Origin of the sequence: Micromonospora echinofusca (assembly GCF_900091445.1) — a bacterium.
Classification (GTDB): Bacteria; Actinomycetota; Actinomycetes; order Mycobacteriales; family Micromonosporaceae; genus Micromonospora; species Micromonospora echinofusca.
This window is the reverse complement of the sequence record NZ_LT607733.1, coordinates 4,596,985-4,612,966: the sequence shown is the minus strand read 5'-3', so window position 1 is coordinate 4,612,966 and position 15,982 is coordinate 4,596,985. Positions and strand designations below refer to the sequence as shown.

At 74.5% G+C, this 15,982-nt stretch carries 12 protein-coding genes; 7 read left to right on the top strand and 5 right to left on the bottom strand.

The genetic code is table 11. The features are described from left to right. The first annotated feature begins 5 nt into the window (after positions 1-5). Both GA0070610_RS19570 and GA0070610_RS19565 read left to right on the top strand, forming a co-directional pair. Positions 6-1,955 carry a glycosyltransferase family protein gene (locus GA0070610_RS19570; protein ID WP_089001378.1) on the top strand — a complete coding sequence of 650 codons (1,950 nt, stop codon included), beginning with the start codon at positions 6-8 and terminating at the stop codon, positions 1,953-1,955. Further along, positions 1,955-3,772, top strand: coding sequence for a hypothetical protein (locus GA0070610_RS19565; RefSeq protein WP_231925744.1), 1,818 nt, complete (start codon positions 1,955-1,957; stop codon positions 3,770-3,772). Before GA0070610_RS19570 ends, GA0070610_RS19565 begins: the two co-directional genes overlap by 1 nt. 9 nt (positions 3,773-3,781) lie before the next feature. Here GA0070610_RS19565 and GA0070610_RS19560 read toward each other — a convergent pair whose 3' ends face one another. Beyond that, positions 3,782-5,653: a hypothetical protein gene (locus GA0070610_RS19560; protein WP_089001377.1), complete on the bottom strand. Its 1,872-nt coding sequence runs from the start codon at positions 5,651-5,653 to the stop codon at positions 3,782-3,784. Between the two features lie 106 nt (positions 5,654-5,759). Between GA0070610_RS19560 and GA0070610_RS19555 the strand changes: the two genes are divergently transcribed. Then, positions 5,760-7,046 (top strand): outer membrane protein assembly factor BamB family protein, encoded by a 1,287-nt coding sequence (locus tag GA0070610_RS19555; protein ID WP_089001376.1) that lies wholly within the window; start codon positions 5,760-5,762, stop codon positions 7,044-7,046. Positions 7,047-7,086: 40 nt separating this feature from the next. Here the strand turns inward: GA0070610_RS19555 and GA0070610_RS19550 are convergent, their stop codons facing one another. Then, a complete protein-coding gene (locus GA0070610_RS19550; RefSeq protein ID WP_231925743.1) occupies positions 7,087-8,295 on the bottom strand; it encodes a peptidase C39 family protein in 1,209 nt (402 codons plus the stop codon). A 151-nt stretch (positions 8,296-8,446) separates the two neighbouring features. Between GA0070610_RS19550 and GA0070610_RS19545 the strand changes: the two genes are divergently transcribed. The 4 genes from GA0070610_RS19545 to GA0070610_RS19530 all read left to right on the top strand — a co-directional run bounded on the left by GA0070610_RS19545 (position 8,447) and on the right by GA0070610_RS19530 (position 11,417). Then, positions 8,447-9,115 carry a response regulator transcription factor gene (locus GA0070610_RS19545; protein ID WP_089001374.1) on the top strand — a complete coding sequence of 223 codons (669 nt, stop codon included), beginning with the start codon at positions 8,447-8,449 and terminating at the stop codon, positions 9,113-9,115. Positions 9,116-9,248: 133 nt separating this feature from the next. Further along, positions 9,249-10,418, top strand: coding sequence for a sensor histidine kinase (locus GA0070610_RS19540; RefSeq protein ID WP_089003618.1), 1,170 nt, complete (start codon positions 9,249-9,251; stop codon positions 10,416-10,418). A gap of 208 nt (positions 10,419-10,626) precedes the next feature. After that, positions 10,627-11,034 (top strand): VOC family protein, encoded by a 408-nt coding sequence (locus GA0070610_RS19535; RefSeq protein WP_089001373.1) that lies wholly within the window; start codon positions 10,627-10,629, stop codon positions 11,032-11,034. Further along, positions 11,031-11,417, top strand: a complete 387-nt coding sequence (locus GA0070610_RS19530; protein ID WP_089001372.1) for a VOC family protein — start codon at positions 11,031-11,033, stop codon at positions 11,415-11,417. Before GA0070610_RS19535 ends, GA0070610_RS19530 begins: the two co-directional genes overlap by 4 nt. A 53-nt stretch (positions 11,418-11,470) precedes the next feature. Here GA0070610_RS19530 and GA0070610_RS19525 read toward each other — a convergent pair whose 3' ends face one another. The 3 genes from GA0070610_RS19525 to GA0070610_RS19515 form a co-directional block, all read right to left on the bottom strand. Then, the gene (locus tag GA0070610_RS19525) at positions 11,471-12,487 is read right to left on the bottom strand and encodes a hypothetical protein (RefSeq protein WP_157747188.1); all 1,017 of its coding nucleotides are present in this window, start codon (positions 12,485-12,487) and stop codon (positions 11,471-11,473) included. Between the two features lie 159 nt (positions 12,488-12,646). After that, positions 12,647-14,716, bottom strand: a complete 2,070-nt coding sequence (locus GA0070610_RS19520; protein ID WP_089001370.1) for a 3-hydroxyacyl-CoA dehydrogenase NAD-binding domain-containing protein — start codon at positions 14,714-14,716, stop codon at positions 12,647-12,649. Continuing rightward, complete coding sequence (locus GA0070610_RS19515) at positions 14,713-15,909, bottom strand: thiolase family protein (protein WP_089001369.1); 1,197 nt, start codon at positions 15,907-15,909, stop codon at positions 14,713-14,715. The genes GA0070610_RS19520 and GA0070610_RS19515 overlap by 4 nt, the downstream gene beginning before the upstream one ends. Positions 15,910-15,982 lie beyond the last annotated feature (73 nt).

Genomic DNA, 15,982 nt, shown 5'->3' with positions numbered 1-15,982 from the left:
CGACTGTGACGCCTGCCGAGACCCGCGCCGAATCCTGGTCGGAATCCGACGCCGCCGAGGCCCCCGCGTCCGAACCCGTGGCGCCGCCCGTGGGCCCCGGTGACCGTACGCCGGTCGGGGCCGCCCGCGACGCCGATCCCGGCGTGGCCGCCGCGACGACCGACGCCGCCGCCCCCTCCGGCGAGGCCGGCGGGGCGGACGTCGCGGCCCGGCCCCGACGGTGGGGCCGGCGGCGGCAGGACCTCACGGTCTTCGGCCTGTTCCTGCTCGCCGCGGTGTGGGTGACCAGCCAGATCTGGGTGGACCCGGCCGGCCGGGTGGCCTCGCTCTACAGCAGCGACCCCGCCCAGGTGCAGTTCTTCCTCGCCCACTCGGTACGCGTCGTGCTGCACGGCGAGTTCCCGTTCTTCACCGAGCAGTTCAACTACCCCGACGGGGTCAACCTGATGGCCAACACGGCCATCCTCGCGCTGGGCATCCCGATGGTGCCGGTGACGCTGCTCTTCGGGCCGGCCGTGACCTTCGTGGTGCTGGTCACGCTCGCGCTCGCCGGCACCGCCTCGGCCTGGTACTTCGTGCTCTCCCGGCACGTCGTGCGCAGCCCGCTGGCGGCGGCCGTCGGCGGCTGGTTCTGCGGGTTCTCGCCGGCGATGCTGTCGCACGCCAACTGGCATCCCAACATCATCTCGCAGTTCCTGCTGCCGTTCATCGTCTGGCGGGTGCTGGTCATCACCCGGTCCCGGCGACCGTGGCGCGACGGCGTGCTGCTCGCCCTGATGGTCACCGCCCAGGCGTTCATCAACGAGGAGATCCTGCTCTTCACGGCGCTCGCCTGCGGGGTCTTCCTGCTCGCCGTGCTCGCCCAGCGGCCCGCGCTCTGGTCGACGGCCTGGCGGCCCCTGGCCAAGGCCCTCGCGATCTGCACCGTGCTCGCCGGGTCGCTGCTGGCGTACCCGCTCTACGTCCAGTTCGCGGGGCCGATGGCGTACCACGGCCTGAGCGACGCGGTCCGCGACTACGGCAACGACATCGCGGCCTTCTTCGCGCCCGGCTCGCCGACGATCGGCGGCGACGAACGCGCCAACGTCAACCTCGCGCCGAACTACTCCGAGGAGAACGCCTTCTTCGGCTGGAGCCTCGCCCTGATCGCCGTCGGCATCGTGGCCTGGCTGCGCCGGGAGATGCTCGTGCGGGCGCTCGCCGCGACCGGGGCGTTCTTCGCGGTGCTCTCCCTCGGTGAGCGGGTGTCCTGGTGGGACCGCGAGCTGTTCACCGGGCCCTGGGAGTGGCTGGTCCGGCTGCCGCTGCTCGACGCGGTGGTGCCCACCCGCTTCGGCCTGATCACCAGCGTGGTGGTGGGCATCCTGCTGGCGCTGGCCGTCGAGCGCTCCCGGGCGCTGCCGCTGGAGCGGCGGACGCTGCGTACGCTCACCGTGGCCGGCCTCGTCCTCGCGCTGCTGCCGATCGCGCCGATGCCGCTGAAGGTGACCTCCCGCCCGCCGGTGCCGGACTTCATCACCGCCGACCGGTGGCGCGGCTACGTCGGTGCGGACCAGACCCTGGTGCCGATCCCGGTGCCGAACATGGGACACACCCACGGCATGCGCTGGGCCGCCTCCACCAACCTCGACTTCAAGATCCCCGGCGGCTACTTCCTGGCGCCGCGCAACGGCAACACCGGCGACCCCGGCCGCTTCGGCGGCCGGCCCAGCGGCGTCGGGCAGCTGCTGGAGGACGTCGCCTCGACCGGCCGCATCCCGAAGCTGGACGACCGGCAGCGCCGCCGTTCCCTCGACGAGCTGCGGCACTGGCGGGCGGCCATCCTCGTGCTCCCGGTCGGCCAGCACCACTCCGAGCAGCTGCGGCGCACCGTCGAGCAGCTGGTCGGCCCCGGCCGCCGGGAGCTGGACGTCTGGGTCTGGGACGTCCGGGCGCTGACGGACCGACCGACCTGATGGCCGCCCCGGCGGCGACCGGCACCGCCGAGGCGACACCCGCCCGGCGGTCCCGCCGGCTGCCGGTACGCGCGCCGGACGCGCTGGTCGTCGCCGGCTACCTCGCCCTGGCGGTGCTGCTGACCGTCGGCCAGTGGGGCCGCCCCGGGCGGCTGTTCCACCAGGCCGGCGACCAGATCCTCTTCGAGTGGATGCTGGCCCGCGCGGCCCGGGCGGTGACCCGCCTGGAGAACCCGCTGTACAGCGCGGAGCTGAACGCCCCGGACGGGGTGAACCTGATGGCCAACACCTCCGTACTGGGCCTGGGGGTGCCGCTGACGCCGGTCACCCTGCTCTTCGGCTCGCAGGTCGCGTTCCTGGTGGCCGTGGTCTGCTGCCTCGCCGGCACCGCGACCGCCTGGTACGCGCTGCTGCGCCACCGGCTGGTCGACTCCCGGGCCGCGGCGGCCGTCGGCGGGCTCTTCTGCGGCTTCGCCCCCGGCATGGTCGCGCAGGCCGGGGCGCACCTGCACATGGCGGCGCAGTTCCTCGTGCCGATGATCCTGGCGCTGGTGTTCCACCCCGACCCGCGCCGGGTGCGGCGGCACGGCACGCTGCTCGGGCTGCTGGTGGCGTACCAGGTCTTCCTCGGCGAGGAGGTGGCGTTCTTCCTGGTCCTCGCCGCCGGCACCTTCGCGTTGGCGTACGCGGCGGCCGATCGGGCGACGGCACGCCGGCTGGCACCGGTGCTGCTGGGCCGGCTCGCGATCGGGGTGGCGGTCGCGCTGCCGCTGCTGGCGTACCCGCTGTGGTTCCAGTTCTTCGGCCCCGGCCACTACCGGGGGATGCCCTTCCACGCGTACGGCTACCAGCTCGACGCCGCGTCCTTCACCGCCTCGGCACGGCAGACGGTGCTCGGCGACGACCACCTGCCCGGCCTGCTCGCGCCGAACCCCACCGAGGAGAACTCCTTCTTCGGCCCCGGGCTGCTGGTGCTCGCCGTGGTGATCGTGATCTGGCTGTGGCGCCGGCCGCTGGTGCGCGCGTTGGCCGCCTGCGGGCTGCTCTTCGCGCTGCTCTCGCTGGGCGAGCAGGTCCGCCTGGACGGCACCTCCACCGGCATCCCCGGGCCGTACCGGCTGGTCGCCGAGCTGCCGCTGCTCGACCACGCGGTGCCGGCGCGCTTCCCGCTGGTCTGCGTCCCGGTGCTGGGCATCCTGCTCGCCCTCTCCCTGGACCGGCTGCGCCCTGAGGCCGGGGTGGGCCGGCTGCGCCCCGAGGCCGGGGCCGAGGCCCGGGTGGGTGCCGTGCCGGTGCGGCTGCTCTGGGGCGGGGCGGTGGCCGCCGCGCTGCTGCCGCTGATCCCCACCCCGATCCGGACCGTGCCGGCCTGGCCCGTGCCGGCGTTCGTGGCCGAGGGCGGCTGGCGGGCCCACGTGCCGCCGGGTCGGACCCTGGTCCCGGTGCCGCCGGTGACCGGCGCCGGGGTCAGCCCGGCGATGCTCTGGTCGGCCCGCACCGGGCTGGCCTTCCCGGCTCCGGGCGGCTACTTCATCGGCCCCCGGGCCGCCGACGATCCGACCGCCCGGTGGGGCGCCCCGGACCGCCCCACCGCCGCGCTGCTGCGCCGGGTCGCCGAGACCGGCGAGGTGCCGGTGATCACCGACGAGCACCGCCGGCAGGCGGTCGAGGACCTGCGCCACTGGCGCGCCGCCCTGGTGGTCCAGGGTGGCCTGCACCACGGCCACCCGGTGCGCCGTACGGTCGACGCGCTGCTCGGCCCGGGCCGGGAGGTGGCCGGCGCCCACGTGTGGGACGTCCGCCCGCTGGTGGGCTGACGACCCGGCTCAGCCGACGATCGGGCGGACGTCCCAGAGCCACACGTCGTCCACGCGCTGCGGCGGGCCGATCAGCGCGGTCATCAGCTCACGCAGGACCGCCTCGCGGGGATGCGCGCCGAGGACGACCACGGACGCCCGCCAGAAGCGCAGGTCCTCGACGGCCTGGCGACGGTTCTCCTCCGTCAGCGCGGGGACGGCGTTGGAGTCCATCGTGGAGTAGATCAGGGTGCTGGTCGGCCGGTTCGGCGCGCCGAAGACGCCCTCGCCCCGCTCGTTCGGCCCGATGAAGTAGCCGCCCGGGATCGGGAACGCGTGCTGCGTCAGGGCGCTCCAGCGCAGCGTGGGCAGGCCGTGCACGTTGCTCGGGATCGGCACCGGCACCAGCGTCCGGCCGTCCGGCACGTACGGGCGCCAGCCGCCGGCGGTGATGAAGTGCGGCGGCGGCTCGACGGGCTGCGCCGGCAGCGGGCGCGGGAACAGCGGCAGCACGGCGAGCGCGACGGCCGCGTACCCGACCGGGCGCAGCCAGCGCCGCCGCGGCCCGGCGGCGTCGGCACCGGCCGCGCTGTCGTCGCCGTCGGCACCGGCGCGGGGGGCCGGCACCGGCGGGCGGCCACTGCGGGCGACGGTGTCCCAGGCCAGGGCGAGCAGCACGCCGAGCGCCGCCGCCGCCACCAGGGCCAGCCGGGTCGGCATCATCATCTCGACCAGCGGCAGGTCGTCGGAGACGTAGGCCCAGGGACCGTCCGTCTCCGTCTCCACGCCGTTGATCCGCACCTTCGGGCCGATCGAGGCCACCGTGAAGACCACCACCAGCACGGCGAGGATCCGGGCGGCGAGCGAGCGGCGGACCAGCAGCGCCAGGGCCACCACCGACAGCAGCACCAGCGGCCAGCCGAACCAGGTGTTCTGCTCGGTGAGCCCGATGGTCTTCTCCACGGCCTCGTCGCCGGCCACGGTGTCCCGCGCGAAGGTGACGAAGGCGGCCAGGTCCTCGCCCCAGCTGTGGAACACCCCGCCCTGCAACCCTCGGTAGGACTGCGGGCCGTTGAACTGGAACCAGATCGGGTAGGCCGTCAGCAGCAGCGCCAACCCGCCGCCGACGCCGAGCGCGGCGGCGAAGGTGCCGGCCACCGCCCGCGTCCGCCCCGGGCGCATGATCGCGTACGCGAGCACGACGACCAGGCAGGCCAACGCGGTGAGCAGCAGCATCTCCTCGTTGATGAAGATCTGGTACGCCACCAGCAGGCCGAGCACGATGCCGTTGCGCCGCCACCGGCCGGGCTCGCCGAGCCGGAGCACCCGCACCACGATCAGCGGCAGCAGGAAGTTCGACACGAAGTTGGGCTGGCCGTTGGCGTGGTGCACGATGCCCGGGGCGAAGCCGAGGAACGCGCCGCCGACGAAGGCCGCCGCGCGGGAGCGCACCAGGTGCCGCGACAGCATCCAGTACGACGTGCCGGCGGTCGCGGCCAGCGCGCCGCCCAGGTAGAGCGCGTACATGACCTGCGGGCCGAGGAGCATGGTCAGCGGCGCCAGCGGCAGCGTCACCCCGAGCAGCGAGGTGTTCGCCATCATGTTCACCCCGTCCGGGGCGTTCTGCCGCTCGGTGAACAGCGGGTTCTCCAGGTGCCGCACCGAGTAGGCGCCGTGCGAGAAGAGCCACTCGAACCAGCTGTGGTCGGTGGGCAGGTGCGACGACACCCGGTTGTGCACGTCCGCCCAGTAGTTCAGGCACACGAGAACGCCGAGCAGGACATAGGCTCCGATGGCCAGTACGTCGGCGCGGGAGGGCCTACGCCGCGGCCGGCGCGTCGGCTCGGCCGCGACGGGCTCGGAGACGGAGTTCAGCGAGGGGTCTACCACCGGCACAGCCACGACGCGCCATCGTACAGGCGCGGCGGCGTCGCTTTTGCCGGGCCGGTGCCCCCACGGCCGATTTGCCGGCCCGCCGGAGGCCACGGTGTGACGGGGAGGACGGCACGTGACGGTCATCGACCTCGGCGAGGTGCGCGACGAGCCGGAGCGGGAGGCGCCGCCGCCCCGCCCGCCCCGCGCCGTCGGCAGTCCGCTGCGGGTCGCGCTGGCGCTCGCGTTCCTCCTGGCCACCGTGGCGGCGGCCGCGCCGGTGTCGGCACGGGTCGCGCTCGTCGTTCCGGCCCGCCTCGGGGCGGAGGCGTTCCCGCACGGCGACCGGCTCTACGTCGTCGAACCGGCCGAGGGAGAGCCCCAGGGGACCGTCGAGGTGCGCGCGTACGCCCTGCCCGAACGCGCGCCGGCCGAGGCCGGCCCGCCCGACCCGCTCTGGCGTACCCGGCTCGTGGCGGCGGGCCGGTTCTGGCATGTCCAGACGGGGCCGGGGACGGTGCTGTTCTCCATCACCGGGGACCAGGACGACGGGCAGACGGTGGCCCTCGACGACGGGACCGGCCGCGAACGCTGGCGGCAGCCCGGCCATCCCTGGTCCGACCCGACCGGGATCCTGCTGATGCAGACCGGCGGGGCGCAGGGCGGCACCGTACGGTCGGTGGATCCGGCCTCCGGCAGGGCGCTGTGGTCGGTGCCGACGCCGCCCGAGGCCGCGACGTACACCCTGCGCGGCGGGCGCGTCGAGCGGATCGTGCTGGCCCCCGCCACGGGCCGTGTCGAGGTGCGCGACCCCCGCTCCGGCGCGCTGGTGCACGCGGCGGACCTGGGCCTCGGCGAGGCGTCCGGGCACGCGGTGGTGGCGCACGACCTGCTGCTGGTCGTCCGGCCGCCGCAGGGCGTGGTGACCGCCTACGGGCTGGACGGGCTGCGGCGGCGGTGGGAGGCGCGCGTGCCCATGGTGGAGCACGTCAACGAGTGCGGCGAGCTGCTGTGCGCGCCCGGAGGGAACAGGTTCGTCGCGCTCGACCCGGCGACCGGCGCGCAGCGGTGGACCGGCGAGCGGTGGTTCGGGGTGCTGGCGACCCGGGGCGACCGGCTCCTGGCGGTCGCGCCCGGGCCCCTCGGGGACCGGTTGGGCGTGCTCGACGCGGCGACCGGTCGGCAGGTGGCCGACCTGGGCAGCTGGCAGCTGCTGCCCTGGTATCCCGACGAGCGGCTCCTGACCGTGCGGCCGACCGTCGCCGGCGGCGGGCTGGTGGTGGCCGAGCTGGACGTCGCCGCCGGTCGGGCCGGGGTGCTGGACGTGCTCCGGGAGGCCTCCGGCAACTGCCGCAGCCGGGCCGACACGGTGGTGTGCCGGCTGCGCACCGGCGAGCTGGGCGTCTGGCGCTATCCCGGCTGAGCCCGCCCTCCGGCACGGTGTGCCGGCTGCGGCGCCGGGGTCACCAGTTGGGCTGCTCCGGCGCCGGGGGCAGCGGCACGCCGGGCGGCCGGAGCACGTACGCCACCCCGCCGCTGCCGCCCTGCCAGGCGGCCTCGAAGCGGTCCCGGTCGACGATCCGGCGCACCGCGTCGTCGTCCGGCGCGTACGGGTCGTTGAGCACCGGAGCACCCGTGTCGGTGAAGCCCACCAGCACCATCAGGTGCCCGGCGGTGTCGTAGTCCAGCCCGGGCACCTGACCGGCGGTGAACGCGGCGGAGACGATCAGCGGGATGCCGGCGGCCACGAACGCCTCCGCCTCGGTCAGCGAGCGCAGTCGGGTGACGAAGGCGTCCACGCCGTGCAGGCCCGCGTACGCGGTGTTGAACGCCCAGTTGCCGGCCCCGGCGTAGGCGTGGTCGTAGCAGTGCCGTGCGGCGTGCACGACCACCGGGCGGGGGCCGGCCGGGGCCACCCACGCGTACCGGGTCGGGGCCGGGGCGGCACCCCAGAAGGCCAGCACCATCGAGGTGCAGGTGGGGCTGCACCAGGAGTCTCCGCCGCCGCCCCACTGCGGGTGGCTGCCGGCGTGCAGCCGCTGCGAGTAGCGCGGCACGTCCAGCACGGTGCCCCAGCCCGTGGGCGGGGCGTCCTCCCTGGCCGGGCGGGACGGTCCGGTCGTCGCCGTCGGGCGGGGGCCGGCGGCGACCGCCCCGACCGCGCGCAGCACCGGGGTCGCGTCGGCGTCCTCCGGCCGGAGCAGGGTCACCCGCACCTGCCAGCCGGTGACCGTCGCGTCCGTCACCAGCAGGGTGTCGGTGTCCACCCGGGCGTCGGCGTCGCGCTGCCCCGGCACGGTCGTCCGGCGGAGCGCGTGGTCGTCGGCGGCCCAGTCGGCGAGGACGTACCACCCGGTGGCCGGGGCGTCGTCGTGCCAGCCGCGCAGCTCCACGCGCAGCCAGCAGTCGCCGGGGGTGTCGCCGGTCCACGAGGGCACCACGTCGCGTACGGCGAAGCCGACCGGCACCGGCGGGGACGTCCAGCTGCCGGCTGCGTACCGGCGGGTGCGGCCGTCGGCGTCGGTGTGTTCGAGCCGGTCGGCAGGGTCGGCCAGTTCGAGGCCGCGCCCGCCCGCGCGCAGCCCGGACGTCTCGCCCAGCGCGGCGTCGTCGGGGAGGCGGAAGCCCCGGTAGGTGACGTCCCGCCGGATCGTCGGCGCCGCGTCGGTCATGCGTCTCCCCGTCCGTCGCACGAAGCTTGGTGCCGAGAGCATCGCGTACGACGAAGGTTTTCTGCAACGGGGTGGGCCGGGGACGGCGGGTGCGGACCGGTTTGGCTACCGCCACTAGGTTGTCAGTGGTCAGGGGCGCGAGGAGGCCGGGATGCGGGTACTGGTGGTCGAGGACGAGCGCAACCTCGCCGACGCGATCGCGCGGGGGCTGCGCAAGCGGGGCATGGCGGTGGACGTCGCCTACGACGGCGACAGCGGCCACGAGATGGCGTTCGTCACCCGGTACGACGTGGTGGTGCTGGACCGGGACCTGCCCGGCGTGCACGGCGACCAGATCTGCGCGGAGCTGGCCGCCTCCGGCACCCTGACCCGGGTGCTGATGCTGACGGCCAGCGGCACCGTCGCCGACCGGGTGGAGGGGTTGCAGCTCGGGGCCGACGACTACCTGCCGAAGCCGTTCGCCTTCGACGAGCTGGTGGCCCGGGTGCAGGCCCTCGGCCGCCGGGCCACCCCGGCCGCGCCGCCGGTGCTCGAACTCGCCGACCTGGTCCTCGACCCGGCCCGCCGGGTGGCGACCCGGGGCGGCCAGCCGGTCGACCTGACCAACAAGGAGTTCGGCGTGCTCTGCGAGCTGCTCAAGGCGCGCGGCGCGGTGGTCTCCAGCGAGGAGCTGCTGGAACGGGTCTGGGACGCCAACACGGACCCGTTCACGACGATCGTCCGGGTCACCGTGATGACGCTGCGCAAGAAGCTCGGCGACCCGCCGTTGATCGAGACGGTGGTCGGCGCGGGTTACCGCACGGCGGAGACGCCGGCATGAGCGCGAGGAGCGAGCCGGTCTTGCGAGCCCCGCAGTCGCGAACGAAGGTGGCACGGTGAGCGCGAGGAGTGAGCCGGCGCTGAAGGCTGGGCGGTCGCGGAAGAGGGCCGACGCCACGAGCCGGCGGGCCCGGCTGCGGCCCACGCTGCGGCTGCGGTTGACCCTGCTCAACGGGGTGCTGCTGGTCGGCGCGGGCGCGATCCTGGTGCTGCTGGCCTGGCTGCTGGTCCGCGACGCGCTGCGACCGACCGACGAGCTGCTGCCCGGCACCACGGTGGTGCTGGCCGACGGCCGGTCGATGGACGCCGCGCAGTGGCAGCGTCAGCTGGTCGACGCCGCCAGCGGGGAGCTGCTGGTCAAGGGGCTGGTGGCGCTGCTGGCGATCAGCGTCGTCGGGGTGGCCGGCGCGTACGCGGTCGCCGGGCGGGCGCTGCGCCCGCTGCACCAGGTCACCGCCACCGCCCGCCGGCTCGGCGAGACGACGCTGGACCAGCGCATCGGCTACTCGGGCGCCGACGACGAGGTCGCGGAGCTGGCGGAGACCTTCGACGAGATGCTGGACCGCATAGCCGCCGCGTTCGAGGCGCAGAAGCGGTTCGTGGCGAACGCCTCGCACGAGCTGCGGACCCCGCTCGCGGTGATGCGCACCGAGATCGACGTGACGCTCAGCGACGACGAGGCGGACACGGTCGAGTACCGCCGGATGGCCATGGTGGTCCGGGACGCCTCCGAGCGGGCCAACGGGCTGGTCGACGCCCTGCTGGTGCTCGCCCGCAGCGAGGCCCAGGCGGGCCGCCGGCTGGGCCGGCGCACCGAGTGCGACCTCGCCGCCGGCACCGCCAACGCCCTGTCGGCGGTACGCCGGGAGGTGGAGCGGATCAAGCTACGGGTGCAGACCTCGCTGGAGTCCGCGCCGGTCGTCGGCGATCCCGGGCTGCTCGACCGGCTGGCGGGCAACCTGATCGAGAACGCGATCCGCTACAACCATCTGCACGGCCGGCTCTGGGTGCGTACGGGGTCGGACGGGTGCCGGTCGTGGCTGGTGGTGGGCAACACCGGCTTCGAGGTGGACCAGGCCGACGTGCCCGGCCTGTTCGAGCCGTTCCGGCGCGGCGGCCGGGAGCGTACCGGCGCACGCGGCTCCGGTCTCGGGCTCTCCATCGTCCGGGCGGTCTGCGACGCGCACGGCGGCACCGTGAAGGTGATCGCTCAGGCCGGCGGGGGGTTGGAGGTCACGGTGACCCTGCCGGCGGCGGAGGCCGCACCGGCGATCACCGCCGAGGAGCCGGCGGCCCGCCGCTGACGGGCCGGCGGGGGTTAGGGCCCGCGCTGCGGGGGTGCGGCTCGCGCTGCGGGGGGTTGCGGCGGGCGCCGGCCCGGTGGAAGGATCATGGCGTCAGCACGAGGATCGGAGGGGGGTGCGTCGATGTCCACCGTCATGACTTCCGCGCCCCGTCTCGCCGGCTGACTCCCACGCACGCGGGGCGCCTCCATCCCTAGCGGAGGAACCCGTGTATCCACGGATCCAGAACATCAGTTTCGACTGCCACGACACCTACGCCCTCGCCGGCTTCTGGTCGGCGGTGCTCGGGTACGCCCGGCACGCCGACGACGCCCCGGGCGATCCGGAGGCGGTGCTGCTGCCCCCGGACGACACCACCCCGCACGTCTTCTTCCAGCGGGTTCCCGAGGCCAGGACGGTCAAGAACCGGGTGCACGTCTGCCTGCGACCGACCGGCCGGACCCGGGATCAGGAGGTCGAGCGGGTGCTCGGCCTCGGTGCGGTCCCGGTGAGCGACCGCCGGCGCGCCGACGGCTCGGGCTGGGTGGTGCTCGCCGACCCGGAGGGCAACGAGTTCTGCGTCCTGCGCGGCGCGGCGGAGTGGGCGGGTACGACCATCGAGGAGGAACACCCGTGAGCGCACGGATCCACAACGTCAGCATCGACTGCCGCGACACGTACGCGCTTGCCGGCTTCTGGGCGCAGGTCTTCGACTGCCCCCGCCAGCCGGACGACTTCCCCGGCGACCCGGAGGCCATGCTGCTGCCGCCGGGTGGCCCGGAGGTGCTCTTCGTGGCGGTGCCCGAGGGCAGGACGGTGAAGAACCGCCTCCACCTCGACCTGGAGCCGGCGGACCGTACCCGGGACGAGGAGGTGGCACGCCTGCTGGCCCTCGGTGCGACCCAGGTCGCCGACCAGCGCCGCGCCGACGGCTCGGGCTGGGTGGTGCTCGCCGACCCGGAGGGCAACGAGTTCTGCGTCCTGCGCAGCGCCGCCGAGCGGGCCGCCACGGCGGGCTGACGCGAGGGGGCCCGTCCACGTCGTGGGCGGGTCCCCGCGCGCTGCCGTACGGCTCAGTACTTCTGCTCGATCTGGCCGCGGATGGCGACGAACTCCGCCGCCGAGGCGGCCGCGGAGGAGAAGAACATCACGATCATGCCGACGCTGCCGTGGTCGGCCCACGCGCAGACGCCCAGGGGGACGCCGGCGGACTCGCCGTCGCCGCACTTGGCCAGGCCGCCCTGCGGTCCCGGGGCGATGGTGGTCATCTTCGTGACGGCGAGGTTCTTGGAGATGCCCTTGATCGTGTCGTCGAGCTCCCGCTCGGGATTGAGCACGAAGCTCGCGGCGGCGATCACCATGACCATGTTCCGCTCGTCGGCGCTGCCGTAGAAGGCACCGGCTACGCCGGTCTCGCCGCGTACCGAGGCACGCAGCTCGCGGACCATGTCGTCGGCGGCCTTGCGCAGGGTCGGCTCGGTGCTCTTCGGGCGGCCCGCGAGGGTCTCCGGCGTGACGACCCGGATCTGCGGGGGGTCGCTGGACTCCGGTGACGGTGCGGCCTCGGACGACGTGGCGGCGCTCGGGGTGGCGCTCGACGCCGCCGCGGTCGGGGACGCGCTCGGCGTGGGCCGGGGGTCGGCGCCCTGGTCGTCCTCGTAGGCGAGGTAGGCGATGCCGCCGCCGCCGATGCAGAGCACCAGCAGCCCGACCAGGCCCAGGGTCAGCATCAGCTGGTGGGGCCTCGCCGGCCGGCCCGCGCCCTGCGCCGGCGGCGCGTAGCCCGCGTACGGTCTGGTGGGGAAGCCGGCCTGGGGCGTGACGGGGTAGCCGCCGTAGGGCTGGGTGGGGTGCGGCTGGGCCGGCGGCGGGCCGGGGTACGGCTGGGTCGGCGCGGGACCGGGGTGCGGGGTGGCGGGCCACCCCGCGCCCGGCGAGGGCTGGCCGCCGGACGGGTGCTGGCCGCCGGGCGGGGGAGTCCAGCCGCCGTCGGGCGGTGCCGGGTAGCCGTCCGGCCGCGGCGGGTGGAAGTCGTAGTGCGTGTCGTGCTCCGGCTGCCCGGACCAGGGATCGACCGGCGGTTGGGACATGATCAGCTCCAGGCGAGTCTGCGAACGGGTGATCGTAGCCAGCCACGGCACGGTACCGCTGTCCCGATCCCGACCGCATCGGCCGCAACGACGATCGCGGTGGCCACCACCATCCAAGCTGGACGGGGCAACCACCGCGAACGCGGGGGGCGGTGCGGATCAGGCGGGCAGGCTGGCCACCCCGTGCGGCAGGAACCGGCGGCCGGTGACCCGCTCGGAGGTGCCGGTCCGGTCCAGGTACGGCGTGACGCCACCCAGGTGGAACGGCCAACCCGCGCCGAGGATCATGCACAGGTCGATGTCCTGCGCCTCGGCGACGACGCCCTCGTCGAGCATCAGCCGGATCTCCTGCGCCAGCGCGTCGAGCGCGTTCTGGCGTACCTGCTCCTCGGTGAGCGGCTGGTCGCCGACCACGAGCAGCTTGGCGACCTCGTCGTTGATCTGGTCGTCGACGACGATCGGCTGGCCCGAGTCGGCGATCCGCTTGAGGTTCTCGCTGACGCCGAAGCGGTCCGGGAACGCGGCGTGCAGGGTGCCGCCCACGTGGTACGCGACGGCCGGCCCGACGAGCTGGAGCAGGGCCAGCGGGCGCATCGGCAGGCCCAGCGGGTCCAGCGCCCTGTTCGCCACCTCCAGCGGGGTGCCGGCGTCGACGGCCGCGAACACGGCGCCCAGGAACCGGGTGAGCAGCCGGTTGACCACGAACGCCGGGGCGTCCTTCACCAGCACGCTCGACTTCTTCAGCTGCTTGCCGACCGCGAACGCGGTGGCGAGCGTGGCGTCGTCGGTGCGCTCGCCCCGGACGATCTCCAGCAGCGGCAGCACCGCGACCGGGTTGAAGAAGTGGAAGCCGACCACCCGCTCGGGGTGCTCCAGCTCCTCGGCCATCGCGGTGATCGACAGGCTGGAGGTGTTGGTGGCGAGCACCGCCTCCGGCTTGACGATCTTCTCCAGCTCCGCCCAGACCTGCTTCTTGACGCCCAGGTCCTCGAAGACGGCCTCGATGACGAAGTCGGCGTCGGCGAAGACGCCCTTGTCGACCGAGCCGCTGACCAGGCCGTACAGCTTGGCGGCCGTGCCCTTGTCCATCCGGCCCTTGCTGACGGCCTTCTCGATCTGGGTGTGCACGTAGCCGACGCCCTTGTCGACGCGGGCCTGGTCCAGGTCGGTCATGACGACCGGCACCTGGAGGCGGCGGGCGAAGAGCAGGGCGAGCTGGCTGGCCATCAGGCCGGCGCCGACGATGCCCACCTTGGTGACCGGGCGGGCCAGGCCCTTGTCCGGCGCGCCGGCCGGCCGCTTGGCCCGCCGCTGCACCAGGTCGAAGGCGTAGAGGCCGCTGCGCAGTTCCTCGGAGAAGACCAGGTCCGCGAGGGCCTCGTCCTCGGCGGCGGTGCCGGTGGCGAAGTCGGCGTCCTTCGCCGTCTCCAGCAGGTCCAGCGCCTTGTACGCCGCCGGGACCGCGCCGTGCAGCCGCGCGTCGAGGGTCTGCCGGGCGAAGTAGAGCACGCCCGCCCACATGTCCTTGTCGACCTCGGGCCGGGTCACGGTGACCTCGCCCCGGACCACGCCGGCGGCCCACTCCAGGGACCGCTCCAGGAAGTCCGCCGGCTCCAGCAGGACGTCCGCGATGCCCATCTCGGCGGCCTGCTTCGGCTTGAGCATCTTGTTCTGCATCAGCGGGTTCTGGATGATCACCTGCGTCGCCGCCGGGATGCCGATCAGGTTCGGCAGCAGCTGGGTGCCGCCCCAGCCGGGGATCAGGCCGAGCGAGACCTCGGGCAGGGCCAGCGCCGCCGCGCCACCGGAGAGCGTCCGGTAGTGGCAGTGCAGGGCCAGCTCCAGGCCGCCGCCCATCGCCGCGCCGTTGACGAAGGCGAAGGTCGGGATCTCGCTGTCCCTGAGCCGGGCGAAGACCCGGTGGCCGAGCCGGCCGATCTCCAGCGCCTGCTCGCGGTCGGCGAGCTGCGGGAGGCTGGTGATGTCCGCGCCCACGCAGAAGACGTACGGCTTGCCGGTGACCGCGACGAACGCCGGGTTCGCGGCGAGGGCGGCGGTGATCGCCTCGTCCAGGCTGGTCAGGCCGCCCGGGCCGAAGCTGTTCGGCTTGGTGTGGTCGAAGCCGTTGTCGAGGGTGATCAGGGCGGCCGGCCGGTCCAGCCCCGGTACGTTCACCTGGCGCAGCAGCGCCCTGGTGACGACCTCGTTCGTAGCGGCGAGCGCGCTCACTTGTCTCCACCCTCCCAGTGGGGGTTCTCCCAGATCACGGTGCCGCCCATGCCGATGCCGATGCACATGGCGGTGACGCCGTAGCGGACCTCGGGGTGCTCGGCGAACTGCCGGGCGAGCTGGGTCATCAGCCGCACGCCCGAGGAGGCGAGCGGGTGACCGATGGCGATCGCGCCGCCCCACGGGTTGACCCGGGGGTCGTCGTCGGCGATGCCGAAGTGGTCGAGGAAGGCGAGCACCTGCACGGCGAACGCCTCGTTCAGCTCGAACAGGCCGATGTCGTCGATGGTTAGGCCGGCGAGGCGCAGCGCCTTCTCGGTCGACGGGATCGGGCCGACGCCCATCACCTCGGGCTCGACGCCGACGAAGCCGAACGACACCAGCCGCATGGCGACCGGCAGGCCCAGCTCGCGGGCGACGTCCTCGGAGGCGAGCAGGCTGGCCGTGGCGCCGTCGTTCAGGCCGGCCGCGTTGCCGGCGGTGACCTTGCCGTGCGGGCGGAACGGGGTCTTCAGGGTGGCGAGCTTCTCCAGCGAGGTGTCCCGGGGGGCCTCGTCGACCGTGGCCATGCCCCAGGCGTTCTCCTCGTCGCGGACCGCCACCGACACGAGGTCGTCCTGGAGCTTGCCGTTGGCGTACGCCTTGGCGGTCTTCTGCTGCGAGGCGAGCGCGAACGCGTCGGTGCGCTCCTTGGTGATGTGCGGGACCCGGTCGTGCAGGTTCTCCGCGGTCGCGCCCATGACCAGCGCGGACGGGTCGACCAGCTTCTCGGCGACGATCCGCGGGTTGGGGTCGACGCCCTCGCCCATCGGGTGGCGGCCCATGTGCTCGACGCCGCCGGCGATGGCGACGTCGTAGGCGCCCATGGCGATGCCGCTGGCGACGGTGGTCACCGCGGTCATGGCGCCGGCGCACATGCGGTCGATCGCGAAGCCGGGGACGGTCTTGGGCAGGCCCGCCAGCAGGGCGGCGGTCCGGCCGATGGTCAGGCCCTGGTCGCCGATCTGGGTGGTGGCGGCGATCGCGACCTCCTCGACCCGCTCCGGCGGCAGCTGCGGGTTACGGCGCAGCAGCTCGCGGATGCAGCGGATCACCAGGTCGTCGGCGCGGGTGTTGGCGTACATGCCACCCGCCTTGCCGAACGGGGTACGGACGCCGTCGACGAAGACGACATCCCGGACTTCACGGGGCACTTGAGCCTCCTCTTCGACCACGATCCGGCCGCCGCGCCGACGGGCGGCACCACGGACGGAACGAAGGTCGCCG

What these genes read in the sequence shown, in the direction of transcription:
- GA0070610_RS19565 (WP_231925744.1), top strand. Translation starts at nt 1,955, where the DNA reads ATGGCCGCCCCGGCGGCGACCGGCACCGCCGAGGCGACACCCGCCCGG.
- GA0070610_RS19550 (WP_231925743.1), bottom strand. Translation starts at nt 8,295, where the DNA reads ATGACCGACGCGGCGCCGACGATCCGGCGGGACGTCACCTACCGGGGC.
- GA0070610_RS19545 (WP_089001374.1), top strand. Translation starts at nt 8,447, where the DNA reads ATGCGGGTACTGGTGGTCGAGGACGAGCGCAACCTCGCCGACGCGATC.
- GA0070610_RS19525 (WP_157747188.1), bottom strand. Translation starts at nt 12,487, where the DNA reads ATGTCCCAACCGCCGGTCGATCCCTGGTCCGGGCAGCCGGAGCACGAC.